We start from the raw sequence: 13,122 nt of genomic DNA on the forward strand, positions 1-13,122 counted from the left end.
CTGAGACACTGGGGCGGTGGATGCCGACCTGGTCGCCGTACTGCGCTGTCCCGTCTGCGCGGACGCACTCGCCCTGACCGACCGTACGGCGCGCTGCCCGCAAGGGCACACGTACGACCTGGCCAAGCAGGGCTACCTCAATCTGTTGCCCTCGGCATCCACCGGGATCGACGGCGACTCGGCCGCGATGGTCGGTGCCCGGACGGTCTTCCTCGGCGGCGGCCACTACACCCCGATCCGGGACGCGCTGATCCTGAACGCCGCCGCGAGCCTGCGGCCGGACGGCGAGGAACTGGTCGTCGAGGTCGGCGCCGGCACCGGCTACTACCTCGCCGGTGTGGTGGGTGCCTCAGGCGCCCGTCGCGGCCTCGCCCTGGACGTCTCCAGGTACGCCGCCCGCCGCGCGGCCAAGGTGGATCGGCGGATCGGATCCGTGGTGTGCGACGCGTGGCAGCAGCTGCCACTGCTGGACAACTCCGCGCACCTGATGCTGAACGTGTTCGCGCCGCGCAACGCCGCCGAGATGGCCCGGGTGCTCGCGCCCGGCGGTTCGCTCCTGGTGGTGACACCGAATCAGGAGCACCTCGCCGAACTGGTCGGCGTACTGGGGCTCGTCACGGTCGACGAGGACAAGGAGCGCAGGCTGCGGGAATCACTCGCCGGTGCGTTCGTGAACACCGGCCGGGAGGTCGTCGAGGAGACGATGCGGCTCGACCGGGGTGCGGTGGAGCAGTTGGTGCTGATGACGCCGAGTGCGCGTCATCTGAACTATCGCGAGCTGGCGCAACGGATCGCCGTACTGGCCGAACCCTCGATCGTCACGCTGTCGGTCACGCTGTCGACCTGGCAGGTCGCCTGATCCGGTGCCGGCTAGCACGGCACCGCACCAGGCTCGCGGTCAGGCGGGTACGAGGCGTGGAGGTCAGGCCGCGTTGGCGATGAGCTCGCGGGCCACCACGGTGCCGTGTTGCTCGGCGGTGACCCGGGCCTCCGACTCGGAGACCTTGGACGCGTCGACGAGCTCCTCCATGCCCGGGGTGACCGGGGCCAGGGTGAGTTCGGCGGCGGCGGTGCGGACGTTCATGCCGAAGATGTCCGCGAAGACCCGCTCCAGGTACGGCGTGGCGTGGTCCCAGCCGTGCTTCGGGGTGCCGGGGCTGTAGCCGCCGCCCCGGGCGAGGGTGAAGATGACCGGCCGGCCAGCCGTCCCGCCGGTGCCGCGGACCAGCTCCGGGTCGATCAGCAGCAGGTCGATCCAGGTCTTCACGTTGTTGGCGATGCCGTAGTTGTACAGCGGGACGGCGAGCAGGATGGCGTCCGCGGTCTTGACCTCGTTCGCGAGCTGCTCGGCGACGGCCTTCGCCTCGGCGAGCGGGATGCGGTCGGCGCCGTCGGTGGGCTCGGCGCCCACCTGCGCGGCGGCCAGCGTCGGCCAGATGGTCGACGGCAGCGGGTGCAACCCGAGATCGCGGCGGACCACGATGCCGTCGGGGTGCTCCGCCTTCCAGGCCGCCTCGGCGCTGTCCGCCAGAGCGCGGCTCACCGATCCTTCGACCCGGATGCTGGCGTCGACGCGTAACAGGGTGGTCATTCGTTCATCTCCATCAGATTGGGGGCGGCTCATACGAGCTGTCCTGAAGATAATCTGTGAAGCAGAACATATTCAAGTCAGATCGTATTCCGAGTGGCGTACACCACGTACGATGGGGGCGTGACCAGTACTTCGCCCGACGTCGGCAGCCGGGCAGCCAGAGGAGCGCCCCACCGGACCGCCAGCGGTGCGCCGGTCGAGACGGACCTCGGCTGGGCGCTGGGCGTCGTCTTCCGGCGGTACGCCAAGACGGCCGCCGCGGCGCTCGACGACGTACCGGGTGGCCCGCGCGGCTACCAGGTGCTGGCGGCCGCGCACGGGGAGGGCCCGAAGCGGCAGCTCGACCTCGCGGCGCAGCTCGGCGTGGACCGGACCGTGATGACCTACCTGCTGGACGACCTGGAGAAGGCCGGCCTGGTCCAGCGACAGCCGGACCCGGCCGATCGCCGGGCGCGGCTGATCGTGGCGACCGAGCAGGGCCGGGAGACCTTGTGTGAGCTGGAGCAGCGCCTCGCGACGGCCGAGGAGGAGGTCCTCGGCAGTCTGGAGGATTCCGAGCGCGCCAGCTTCCGGATGCTCCTGCAGCGCGTGGCGGTCAAGGCAGACACCGTCGACCCGCTGCACAACGCCTGTGTGCTCGCCGACGAGAACGTGGACCCGGCCGACACCTGACCGGTCAGGTCAGTGCAGCGGGACGAAGCCCGACTCGTAGGCCCGGATCACGGCCTGGGTGCGGTCCCTGGCGTTCAGCTTGGCGAGGACGTTCGCCACGTGGGTCTTGACCGTCTGCAGGCCGAGGATGAGTTCTGTGGCGATCTCCGCGTTCGACAGTCCGCGCGCCATCAGACGCAGTACCTCCTGCTCCCGTTCGGTCAGCTGGTACTCGTCCAAGCCGGTCGGCCGCGGCGACTGCCCTCCGGCGTGGGCCCGGGCCAGCGCGCGGATCGCCTCGGGGAACAGCAGTGACTCGCTCCCGGCGACTGTGCGGATCGCCGCGATGATGTCGTCCGGCGGCGTCCGCTTGAGCAGGAACCCGGAGGCTCCCGCGCGCAGGGCGTCGTACACGTAGTCGTCGTTCTCGAACGTCGTCACCACCAGCACACGCGGCGCGGGGTCGAGGTTCTCCAGGAGCAGCCGGGTCGCCTGGATCCCGTCGACGGCGGGCATCCGGACATCCATCAGCACCACGTCGGCGCCGGTACGGCGGACGACCGGCAGCACCTCCGCGCCGTCACCGGCCTCGCCGACCACCGTGAGGTCGGGCTCGGCGTTGATGATGGCGCGCAGCCCGCTGCGGATCAGCGGCTCGTCGTCGACCACGACCACCGACAGATTCATGTCATCCCTTCGTCGTCACGGCGACCGGCAAGGTCACGGCCAGCCGCCAGAGCGGCCCGTCCAGACCTGCTGCCACGGTGCCCTGCAGTACGGCGACCCTTTCACGGATGCCGGCCAGACCACGGCCACCGCCCGCGTGGTCCGACGTACCGCTGACCGGGTTCGTCAGCTCGAGGCGGAGGCCGGAGCCGTCCAGCCGGATGGAGAGGTCGATTGTGAGCTCGCCGGCCCGGTGGCCGGCGTGCCGGATCGCGTTGGTGAGGCCCTCCTGGACGATCCGGTAGGCCTCCCGGGAGACCGCCGCGGGCAGCCGTTCCAGGTCGCCGTCCCGCCGTACGTCGACCGTGATGCCGCCGGCCCGGGTGGCGTCGACCAGCCGGTCGAGGTCGCCGAGGGTCGACTGCGGCGTCGTCTGCGACCCCGGGCGCCGGTCGTCGCGCAGGAGTCCGAGCACGTGGTCGAGCTCGGCCAGGGCAGACCGGGCGGACGTCTCCATCGCGGCCAGCGCGGTCTCGGCGAACTCCGGATCGGTCGCCAGCACCCGGCGTGCCGCGGCCGCCTGGATGGTGACCAGGCTGAGCGCGTGCCCGACGCTGTCGTGCAGCTCCCGGGCCAGACGGTTGCGCTCGGCAAGTGTCGCCGTACGGCGCTCGAGCAGCTCGATGCGCTCCGCGGCGGTCGGCCCGAGCACGCGCGGGGCCAGGTGGGCGAGCAGGGCACCGACGGCGGCGGAGAGCAGGAACAGGCCGACGATCCCGCCCACGGCCGCGGCCGGCAGCCACAGATCGCCCCAGCCGCCAGTGATCTCGTACGTCCAGCCGGGCACGATGTCGCGCGTGCCGGGGGAGCGGAACGGCACCGCGAGCCAGATCGCTCCGACGCCGAACACGATCGTGCTGAGAACGCCCACCGCGCCGCCCGCGACCAGGTGCAGGCAGAACCAGCTCGCCGTCCGGCGACGCTGCGGCCAGGTCCGCGCCGGACCGAGCGGCCGCTCGTCGAACCGGACGCCGAGCAGCGACTCGACCGCGATCCCCTCGACCTCACGGACCGCGGGCAGTACGCCGAGGGCGATCGGCGGGCCGGCCGCGATCACCGCGATGACGATGCCGATGGCAACTTTCGGCAGCTGGAGATCCTGGGCCACCGCGACCAGCGCGCTGTCCACCAGGATGAACGCGAGCACCAGGGCCGCGCCCAGCAGGAGGTAGACCCAGCGCAGGTACGTCGACGCCCGGCCGAGGCTGGTCACCGCATGCAGCAGGGCCGGCGCCCCACGCACGGGACGCGCCGATCCGCGCACCAGCCCGTTCGCCACCCCTCCATGGTGTCAAACGCCCGGCCCGGAGTCCTCCCTCCGGGGAGTGAGGACCTCGACGTGCCGCTCGGCGCTGGGTCACGGCTGGGTCCTGGCTCCGGTTACGTGCCGTGCGTCACTCGAAACTGACGGTTTACACAAATTTGACACCGAACGGACGGTTTCGGAGCCTGCGGCCGTCGCGATCTGCTGTCCGGGCGGGTACGGTCTGTGGTCGGGGCGGGATGCCGGTCCTAGACGGGACGGGTAGGGGAAACGGCTCCAGGACGGGTGGCCGGAGGCCTCTGCGGGGACCTGGCACGGGGACGTAAAGTCCCGGTGAAGTCCCCGAGGGCCGATTGACCACCTTTCTGAATTTGATGTTTGATCAAATATCGGACGAGAGAGGTCGATATGAGGTTGAGGCGTTCCGTCATCGCGTTGGTGGCGGTCCTGGGGCTCGCCCTGGTCAGCGCGTGCAACAACGACGATGAGGGAAAGCAGGCCGACACCGGCCTGACGAAGGTCAGTTATCTGACCTCCTTCAACACCTTCGGCCGGGAGGCTTACGCCTACGTGGCCCTGGAGAAGGGCTACTTCAAGGACGCCGGCTTCGACGTCACGATCAACCCGGGCTCCGGCACGGTCGACGTGATGAAGCTGGTGGCCGGCGGTCAGGCCGACTACGGCATCGGTGACTTCACCGGCGCCGTCATCACCCTGGGCAAGCAGAAGCTGCCGGTGACCACGGTCGGGATGATCCACCAGCGCTCGCTGGCCGCGATCGTCTCGCTGGAGGGCTACGGCATCACCAAGCCGCAGGACCTGGTCGGCAAGTCCGTCGGCGACCAGCCGGGCTCGACCAACACGGTGATGTTCCCGGTCTACGCCAAGGCGGCCAAGATTCCCGCCGACAAGACCGACTTCATCCCGTCCCCGCCGCCGGCCTTGCCGCAGCTGCTCGCGTCCGGGAAGGTGCCGGCGATCGGCCAGTTCGTGGTCGGCGTACCGCTGGTCGAGAAGGCGGACCCGAAGCACCGCAAGGCCGTCGTCCTGCCCTACGGCGACGTGCTGCCGGACCTGTACGGCAACGCGATCATCACCCGGACCGACCTGGCCAAGGACCACCCGGACCAGGTGAAGAAGTTCACCGCCGCGCTGCTCAAGGGCCTGCAGGACACCATCGACGACCCGGCCGGGGCCGCCGCGATCCTGAAGAAGTACGTGCCGCAGACCGACCTCGGCGTCGCCACCGAAGAGCTCAAGCTGATGAAGCCGTACGTCAAGCCGGACGGCTTCAACGACCCGCTCGGCTCGGTCGACCCGCAGCGGGTGCAGACCATCCTGAACCTGCTGGACGAGGCCGGCGCGATCAAGCCCGCCGGCTCGGTCAAGTCCGAGGACGTCGTCAGCATCGACCTCGCGCCGAAGAGCTGAATCCCGTCGATGATCCGGCTGGACGGTGTAGGGCAGGTCTTCGACGGACGCGAGGGCCAGGTCACGGCCCTCGAGGAGATCGACCTGCACGTCCAGCAGAACGAGTTCGTCACGCTGATCGGCCGGTCCGGGTGTGGCAAGTCCACCCTGCTCCGGCTGATCGCGGGACTGATCTCACCGACGTCCGGCACGGTCCGGGTGGCGGGCGACCCCGTCACCGGTCCGCGCCGGGACGTCTCGTTCATGTTCCAGCGGCCGGCGCTGCTGCCGTGGCGGTCGGTGCTGTCGAACGTCATGCTGCCGATCGAGATCGACGGCGGCGAGGGCGATCGGGGCCGGGCGGCGTACCGCGACCGGGCCTACGAGTTGCTGGAGCTGACCGGGCTGACCGGATTCGAGCGGCGCCTGCCGCATGAGCTGTCCGGCGGCATGCAGCAGCGCGTCTCACTGTGCCGGTCGCTGATCCGCGACCCGCAGGTGATGCTGATGGACGAGCCGTTCTCCGCGCTCGACGCGCTCACCCGGACCGAGCTGTCCGACGAGCTGCAGCGGATCAAGATGGAGCTGGACACGACGATCGTCTTCGTCACCCACTCGATCGAGGAGGCCGTGCTGCTGGCCGACCGGGTGGTCGTGCTGACCCCGCGGCCGGGCCGGCTCCGCGAGGTCGTCGACATCGACATCCCGCGCCCGCGCACCCTGGGCCAGAACGCTCACCTGACCGAGGTCGCCCGGATCAGCGGACTGCTGCACGGTCTGCTCGCGGAGAAGGTGGCGCCCGTTGACGAGCCGGCGCCGCGGCAGGTGGACGAGGTGCGGCCGCGATGACCAAACGGTCCTGGCTGAAGGACTCGCCGGTCGCGGCGGTGCTGTTGCCGATCATCGGCCTGGCCGGTGCGATCGCGCTGTGGTGGCTGGCCACGATCGTGTTCGGGATCGAGTCCTACCTGCTGCCGAGTCCGAAGGACGTCGTCATCAGCTTCATGGACCAGCCGTCGTACCTGCTGACCGAGACCGGGACGTCGATCCTGGAGACGGTCGAGGGCTTCCTGCTGGCGATCGTGGTCGGCGTACCGATCGCGCTGCTGATCGTCCGGTCGGTGCTGCTGGAGCGGCTGGTGTACCCGCTGCTGCTGATGGTGAACGCGATCCCGAAGGTCGCGATCGCTCCGCTGCTGGTGGTCTGGATGGGCTTCGGTCAGTGGCCGAAGGTGGTCATGGTGCTGCTGGTCTGTTTCTTCCCGATCGTCATCTCGACCGCACAGGGGATGAAATCGACGCCGATCGAGCTGGTCGAGTTGCTCCGGTCGCTGAACGCGAGCCGGACGCAGGAGTTCTTCAAGCTGCGGCTGCGCTACGCGATGCCGCAGATGTTCACCGGCCTGAAGGTGGCGATCTCGCTGGCGGTGATCGGTTCGGTGATCGCCGAGTTCGTTGGCACGACCCACGGCCTTGGCTACGTCATCTACCAGTCGGGCGCGAGTGCGGACACGCCGCTGGCGTTCGCCGCGATCACCCTGCTCAGCATCCTGAGCATCGTCTTGTTCTACATACTGGTCCTGCTGGAGCACCTGTTCCTGCCCTGGGCGCAGGAATCGCGGTGAGCGCCCGGTGACCGCACAAGCCTCCGACGCCGACCGCCGGGTCCTGGTCCGGCCCGCCTGGCTGGAAGCCACCGTCTCGGCCGTCTTCACCGCGCTCGGCTTCGACCCGGCCGACTCCACCAAGATCGCCGCCGCCCTCGTCGAGGCGGACCTACGCGGCGTGAGTTCGCACGGCATCATGCTCGTCCCGATGTACGTCGAGCGCCTCAACGCCGGCGGCGTCACCCGGGAACGCGAGCTCGACATGCTGTACGACGCGGGTGCGGCGATGGTCGTGGACGCGCGCGGCGGGATGGGGCAACTGTCGAGCCCGCAGGCGATGGGCCATGCGATCGAGCGGGCCGGCCGCTACGGCCTCGGCCTGGTGTCGGTCCGCAACGCGCACCACTTCGGTGCGGCCAGCCGCTGGGCCATGCAGGCCGGGCAGGCGGGATGCATCGGCGTGGCGATGTCCAACACCACGCCGCTGATGCCCGCGCCCGGTGGCGCCGAGCGGATCGTCGGCAACAACCCGCTGGCGATCGCGGTGCCCACCTCGGCCGGGGTGGAGATCGTGCTCGACATGGCCCTGTCGGCCGTTGCCCTGGGCAAGATCCGGCTGGCCGCGTCGGCCGGACGGCCGATCCCGGAAACCTGGGCCACCGACCCGTCGGGCACGCCGACCACGGACGCGGAGGAGGCCGTCCTGGGCATGCTGCTGCCGGCCGCCGGGCACAAGGGTTTCGGTCTGGCGCTGATGATCGACGTACTGACCGGCGTACTGAGCGGTGGCGGCTGGGGTGACCAGGTCCGCCCGCTGTACCGGGAGCCGGACCGGCCGAACGACTGCGCGCATCTCTTCCTGGCCATCGACCCGGAGTTGATGGGCGGGGTGGAGAGTTTCCGGCGGCGCTCGTCAGGGCTCGCCGCGCGGGTGCGCGGCAGCGCGACCGCGCCGGGGGTGAACCGGCTGTACCTGCCAGGGGAGATCGAGGCGGAACGGGCAGCACACCAGCGGCGGCACGGCGTACTGATCGAGAGGTCGGGGCTGGACGCGCTGCTGGCGGCCGCACGGGCGGTCGGTGCCGTCGTTCCGGCGGGAGGGGTACTGAGCTGATGTCGAAGAAGCAGATCTCGACGGACACGCTGCACAGCCCGAACGGGGTGTTCTCACAGGCCACCACGATCGAGGCGACCGGGCGACTGGTGTTCGTCTCGGGGATGACCGCCCGCCGTCCGGACGGCAGCATCGCCGGTGCCGGCGACATCCGGGAGCAGACCCGGCAGGTGCTGGAGAACGTGCAGGCGGCGGTCCAGGCCGCCGGCGGCACACTCGCCGACGTCTGCCGGGTGGATGTGTACGTGCGCAACATGGAGGACTTCGCCAAGATCCACGAGATCCGGGCGCAGTACTTCGCCGAACCGCTGCCGGCCTCGACCATGGTCGAGGTCAGCAAGCTGGCGCACCCTGACTATCTGATCGAGATCAACGCGATCGCGGTGATCTCATGAACGAGCGAAGCGAGTTCATCATCAAGCACAGCCCGTTTCGTGCCGCATCCGCGCCCGGAGCGAAGCGAGGACGTGGATGAGCTGGGGGGAAATGATGCGCGGCGTCGAGTGGACCTGAGATGCGGTACGTGATGGTGGAGCACGCCGGCCAGGAGCGGCCGGGCGTGCTCGACGGAGACTCGGTCCTGTTGCTGGAGGCAACGGACCTGACGGCGGTGATCCAGACCGGCGCCGTGCCGACGGGGGAGAAGATCCCTTACTCCGAAGGGTCGTTGCGGCCGCCGTTGCGGCGATTCCGCCGCGACATCCTGTGCACCGGGTGGAACTACTGGGACCACTTCGAGGAGAGCAGGGGCAAGCGCGAGGGCCAGGACGTGGACCGGCCGAAGCACCCGACGTTCTTCACCAAGGGCCCGGATGTGGTGATCGGCCCGTACGACGACATCGCGTGGGATCCGGCGATCTCGGTCAAGTGGGACTACGAGGCAGAGGTCGCGCTGGTGATCGGCAGGACCGGTCGGAGCATCCCGGTCGACCAGGCTCTCGACCATGTCTGGGGTTACACCCTGGCCAACGACGTGTCGCAGCGTGACCTGCAACGGGCGCACGGCGGGCAGTGGCTGAAGGGGAAGAGCATCGACGCGACCATGCCGCTCGGCCCGTGGATCGTTACGGCTGACGAGCTGGGAGATCCGCAGGACGTGCGGCTGCAGTGCCTGGTGAACGGTGAGGTGCGGCAGGACGCGTCGACGCGCCAGATGGCGTTCGACATCGCCACTCTGATCAGCGAGCTGTCCTTCGGCATGACGCTGCGGCCTGGCGACCTGCTGCTGACTGGCACTCCGGCAGGCATCGGCAACGCGCGGGAGCCGCAGGTGTTCCTGCAGGAAGGCGACGTCGTGGTGACGCGGGCAGACAAGATCGGCGAGCTGCGCAACACCGTCGTCCGGCAGGTGCTGTCATGACCGGCCCACTCGAGCTGTTGCCCGGTGGTGGCCGCGGCGGCCGCCGTACCCTCGCAGAACATGCCGCCGCCGAACTGCACCAGCTGATCCTGTCCGGAGAGCTCCCGAGCGGTACGCCGTTGCGCCTGGTGGAGCTGGCGAACCGGCTCGAGATGAGTCAGATGCCGGTCCGGGAAGGTCTCCGGCGGCTGGAGGCGCTCGGACTGGTCGAGATCATCCCGCACCGCGGTGCGTGGGTCCGCGACCTGTCGCTGGAGGATCTGCGGGACACGCACGAGACCCGGCTGGCGCTGGAGAGCCTGGCGGTGCGTGCGGCGGCAGAACGGTTCACCGACGGCGACTTCCAGAAGGCTGCGGCCGCGTTGGCCGAGCACTTGCGGTTGTCGCGGGCAGAGGACTCGATCGGCGCTCGGCAGGCGCACGCGGACTTCCACTTCACGCTCTACCGGGCCAGCGGCTCGCAGTGGCTGGCCAGGGCGATCGAGCCGGTCTGGCAGAACAGCGAGCGATACCGGTTCGGCAGCCGGCCGACCGATTTCCTGATCGAGCGCAACCGGCAGGAGCACCAGGCCATCCTGGACGCGTGTGTCGCCCGCGACTCGGATGCGGCGGAGCGGGCCCTGCGCAACCATCTGGCCGGCGCGTTCCAGCGGATCACCGAGACCATGACGAGGCGGGCCGAGGGGAATCAGCACGGCCCGTCGAAGCAGAAGGAGACGTCATGAAGGTGCGCTTCGACGCGACCGGCGAGGTCGTGGTGATCACCGGCGGCGCGCAGGGCATCGGTGCGGCGCTGGCCGCGGCTGTCAACGCTTGCGGTGGGACCGCGGTCGTCTTCGATGTCGTGAAGCCGGCCGATGCCGCCGTGGAGTACGTCGAGGTGGACGTGGCCGACCGGTCGGCGGTGGAGTCGGCCGTCGCGTCGGTGCTGACCCGGCACGGGCGGATCGACGGTCTGGTCGCCGGAGCGGCAGTGCAGCCGCGGTCGCAGGTGCTGGACACGGATCCGGCCGAGTGGGTCCGCGCCCTTCAGGTCAACCTCGACGGCGTGGTCTGGGTGTGTCAGGCCGTCGTACCGCATCTGGTGGCGCGGCGGTCCGGATCGGTGGTCGTGTTCACGTCCGGCATGGCCGCGAGCGGTTATCCGGGTGCTTCGGCGTACGCGTCGAGCAAGGCGGCGCTGGTCGCCTTCGCCAAGTCGCTGGCCGCGGAGGTGGCCGAGCACCGGGTCCGGGTGAACGTCGTCTCGCCCGGGGTGATCGACACCGAGCAGTTCCGCGGTGCGAACGCCGGTGCGGACCGGGACCACTGGCACGACACCATAGGTATCGGCGACCCCGAGGACGTGGTCGGCCCGCTGCTGTTCCTGCTGTCCGACGCTGCGGCGATGACCGGGTCGGTGCTGACCCGGGAACGCGCCTTTGCCAAGCTCACGAGCTTTGTGGAGTGATGTGTGACTGATCAGTTGCCTGTTGCGGTGGTGGGTGCCGGACCGATCGGCCTGACGACGGCCCTCGGGCTGGCCCACTACGGTGTCCCGTTCGTGCTGCTCGAGGAGGACGCCGTACTGTCGTCCGACACCAAGGCCGGGACGACGCTCAGCCGGACCCTGGAGATCTGGAACCGGTACGGCGCCGTCGACGGCATCCTGGCGGCCGCGCTGCGGATCGACGAGATCGGTGACATCGACCGGGCCACCAACACGCCGCGGGCCTCGGTGCAGCTGGCCGAGCTGGTCAACGACACCCAGTTCCCGTTCGTGATCAATCTGCCGCAGCAGAAGATGGAGCCGATCCTCGCGGCCGCGCTGCCGCAGCCGGTCCTGACCCAGCACCGGATGACGTCGTTCGAGGTGCGTGACGACCGCGTCGTACTGCAACTGGAGACCCCGGACGGGCCGCGTGAGCTGGAGGCGTCGCACCTGCTCGCGTGTGACGGCGGCCGGAGCAAGATCCGGGACGCGCTCGGTGTGAAGGTGGTGGGGGAGACCCTGCCCGAGCGGTACATGCTGATCGACGTCATCGTCGACCTGGATGTGGACAACGCTCGCGACTACCCGTACCTGGCGTACTTCGCGGACAGGTCCGAGTGGATGGTGCTGATCCGGCAGCCGGACAACTGGCGGTTCCTGTTCCCGCTCGGCCCGGGTACGGAGCCGCCGGGCGACGAGGACATGCTGGTCAAGGTCAAGCAGTTCATCGGCGAGGTGGACCGGATCGAGCTGATGGGCTCGGTGGTCTACAACGTGCACCACCGGGTCGCTGAGCAGTGGACTGCGGACCGCAGGGTGTTCTTGATGGGCGATGCGGCACACCTGATCACACCGATGTGGGCGCTGGGTCTGAACACGGGTGCGCTGGACGCGTCCAACCTGCCGTGGCGGCTGGCCTGGGTACTGCGCGGCTGGGCCGATCCGTCGTTGCTGGACGGGTACGAGCAGGAGCAGCGCCCGGTGGCGATCAACGGCTCGGGTGAGATGGCCGAGGCCGCCCGCAAGTACATGTCGCACCAGCGTGGTGCCGTCACCGAGACCGCGGGCGACTGGGCGACGGCGTACAACCGCACGCTGCTCAGTGTCCGGCTGGATGTCGAGGGCACAGGGGACTGGTCGATGGTGGCCACCGCCGCAGCCCCTCCGCCCGTACGGGCCGGTGACCGAGCGCCTGACCTCGTGCTGCAGAGCCCGACCGGTCGCGTGACGATCCACGACCTGTGCCGCGACTCGTTCGTTGCGCTGTACTTCACCGACGTACGGCGTCGTCCGGACATCCCGGTCAACGACTCGCCGGCGTTGAAGCACTACGCCGTCTCCCGCTGGGACGCGCCGCACGACTCCGGTCTCCGGGACCGGTCCCTGTTCGACCCGGGCAGCATTGCCACGAACAGGTACGGCGTACCCGCGGAGAGCGTCGTACTGGTCCGGCCGGATGGGCACATCGCCGCGGTGGCTCCGATGGCCGCCGGGGAGGCCGAGGAGTTGTACACACATGTGACTGGCCGGGAGGTTCCATGAGCTTCGACGAGTCGCTGCGGGAGGTGTTGCTGCAGACGGACGACCTGGAGTGGGTGGAGAAGTCGCTCGCCGGGCTGTCGCACAAGATGCTGTGGCGCGACCCGGAGACCGAGGCGTCGATCGCACTGGTGCGGTTCGAGGAGGGGTCCGGGATCCCGTCGGAGCACAAGCACGCGTCGAATCAGTTCATGTTCTGCCTGTCCGGGCGGTACGTGTACCTGCCGACCGGGACCACACTGACCAAGGGCAGCTTCTACTGGAACCCCAAGGGCGTGGTGCACGGTCCGACCCGGGCCGAGGAGACCTCGATCCTGCTGGAGGTGTACGACGGGCCGCACTATCCGGAGCGCCCGTCGTTCTACGACAACGACGAGGACGCCCGCTGA

General features: G+C 69.6%; 15 protein-coding genes. 12 read left to right on the forward strand and 3 right to left on the reverse strand.

Annotation, left to right across the window (positions count from 1 at the left end):
• The first annotated feature begins 16 nt into the window (after positions 1-16).
• Entirely contained in the window at positions 17-859 is an 843-nt protein-coding gene (locus ACGFH6_RS16185) for a putative RNA methyltransferase (RefSeq protein ID WP_393384347.1), read from the forward strand.
• Between the two features lie 63 nt (positions 860-922).
• Here ACGFH6_RS16185 and ACGFH6_RS16190 read toward each other — a convergent pair whose 3' ends face one another.
• Positions 923-1,591: an FMN-dependent NADH-azoreductase gene (locus tag ACGFH6_RS16190; RefSeq protein WP_393384349.1), complete on the reverse strand. Its 669-nt coding sequence runs from the start codon at positions 1,589-1,591 to the stop codon at positions 923-925.
• Between the two features lie 120 nt (positions 1,592-1,711).
• Here ACGFH6_RS16190 and ACGFH6_RS16195 point away from each other — a divergent pair, with 120 nt between their 5' ends.
• Positions 1,712-2,263 (forward strand): MarR family winged helix-turn-helix transcriptional regulator, encoded by a 552-nt coding sequence (locus tag ACGFH6_RS16195; RefSeq protein WP_393384351.1) that lies wholly within the window; start codon positions 1,712-1,714, stop codon positions 2,261-2,263.
• A 9-nt stretch (positions 2,264-2,272) separates the two neighbouring features.
• Here ACGFH6_RS16195 and ACGFH6_RS16200 read toward each other — a convergent pair whose 3' ends face one another.
• Positions 2,273-2,929 (reverse strand): response regulator transcription factor, encoded by a 657-nt coding sequence (locus ACGFH6_RS16200; protein WP_360439931.1) that lies wholly within the window; start codon positions 2,927-2,929, stop codon positions 2,273-2,275.
• A 1-nt stretch (position 2,930) separates the two neighbouring features.
• Complete coding sequence (locus ACGFH6_RS16205) at positions 2,931-4,247, reverse strand: sensor histidine kinase (RefSeq protein ID WP_393384353.1); 1,317 nt, start codon at positions 4,245-4,247, stop codon at positions 2,931-2,933.
• A 393-nt stretch (positions 4,248-4,640) separates the two neighbouring features.
• On the opposite strand from ACGFH6_RS16205, the gene ACGFH6_RS16210 reads away from it, so the two are divergent.
• The 10 genes from ACGFH6_RS16210 (at position 4,641) to ACGFH6_RS16255 (ending at position 13,122) form a co-directional block, all read left to right on the forward strand.
• Positions 4,641-5,663 carry an ABC transporter substrate-binding protein gene (locus ACGFH6_RS16210; RefSeq protein ID WP_393384355.1) on the forward strand — a complete coding sequence of 341 codons (1,023 nt, stop codon included), beginning with the start codon at positions 4,641-4,643 and terminating at the stop codon, positions 5,661-5,663.
• 9 nt (positions 5,664-5,672) lie between these two features.
• The gene (locus ACGFH6_RS16215; RefSeq protein WP_393384357.1) at positions 5,673-6,491 is read left to right on the forward strand and encodes an ABC transporter ATP-binding protein; all 819 of its coding nucleotides are present in this window, start codon (positions 5,673-5,675) and stop codon (positions 6,489-6,491) included.
• Positions 6,488-7,267 carry an ABC transporter permease gene (locus ACGFH6_RS16220; protein ID WP_393384359.1) on the forward strand — a complete coding sequence of 260 codons (780 nt, stop codon included), beginning with the start codon at positions 6,488-6,490 and terminating at the stop codon, positions 7,265-7,267. The genes ACGFH6_RS16215 and ACGFH6_RS16220 overlap by 4 nt, the downstream gene beginning before the upstream one ends.
• A 7-nt stretch (positions 7,268-7,274) precedes the next feature.
• Positions 7,275-8,363, forward strand: a complete 1,089-nt coding sequence (locus tag ACGFH6_RS16225; protein WP_393384360.1) for an Ldh family oxidoreductase — start codon at positions 7,275-7,277, stop codon at positions 8,361-8,363.
• Positions 8,363-8,758 (forward strand): RidA family protein, encoded by a 396-nt coding sequence (locus tag ACGFH6_RS16230; protein WP_393384362.1) that lies wholly within the window; start codon positions 8,363-8,365, stop codon positions 8,756-8,758. Before ACGFH6_RS16225 ends, ACGFH6_RS16230 begins: the two co-directional genes overlap by 1 nt.
• A gap of 119 nt (positions 8,759-8,877) precedes the next feature.
• Positions 8,878-9,723: a fumarylacetoacetate hydrolase family protein gene (locus ACGFH6_RS16235; protein WP_393384364.1), complete on the forward strand. Its 846-nt coding sequence runs from the start codon at positions 8,878-8,880 to the stop codon at positions 9,721-9,723.
• Positions 9,720-10,448 (forward strand): GntR family transcriptional regulator, encoded by a 729-nt coding sequence (locus tag ACGFH6_RS16240; protein ID WP_393384366.1) that lies wholly within the window; start codon positions 9,720-9,722, stop codon positions 10,446-10,448. Before ACGFH6_RS16235 ends, ACGFH6_RS16240 begins: the two co-directional genes overlap by 4 nt.
• A complete protein-coding gene (locus ACGFH6_RS16245) occupies positions 10,445-11,173 on the forward strand; it encodes an SDR family NAD(P)-dependent oxidoreductase (protein ID WP_393384368.1) in 729 nt (242 codons plus the stop codon). Before ACGFH6_RS16240 ends, ACGFH6_RS16245 begins: the two co-directional genes overlap by 4 nt.
• A 3-nt stretch (positions 11,174-11,176) precedes the next feature.
• Entirely contained in the window at positions 11,177-12,736 is a 1,560-nt protein-coding gene (locus ACGFH6_RS16250; protein WP_393384370.1) for an FAD-dependent monooxygenase, read from the forward strand.
• Positions 12,733-13,122 carry a cupin domain-containing protein gene (locus ACGFH6_RS16255; protein ID WP_393384372.1) on the forward strand — a complete coding sequence of 130 codons (390 nt, stop codon included), beginning with the start codon at positions 12,733-12,735 and terminating at the stop codon, positions 13,120-13,122. The genes ACGFH6_RS16250 and ACGFH6_RS16255 overlap by 4 nt, the downstream gene beginning before the upstream one ends.

This window comes from Kribbella sp. NPDC049227 (assembly GCF_043197265.1).
In the GTDB taxonomy this organism is placed as follows: Bacteria; Actinomycetota; Actinomycetes; order Propionibacteriales; family Kribbellaceae; genus Kribbella.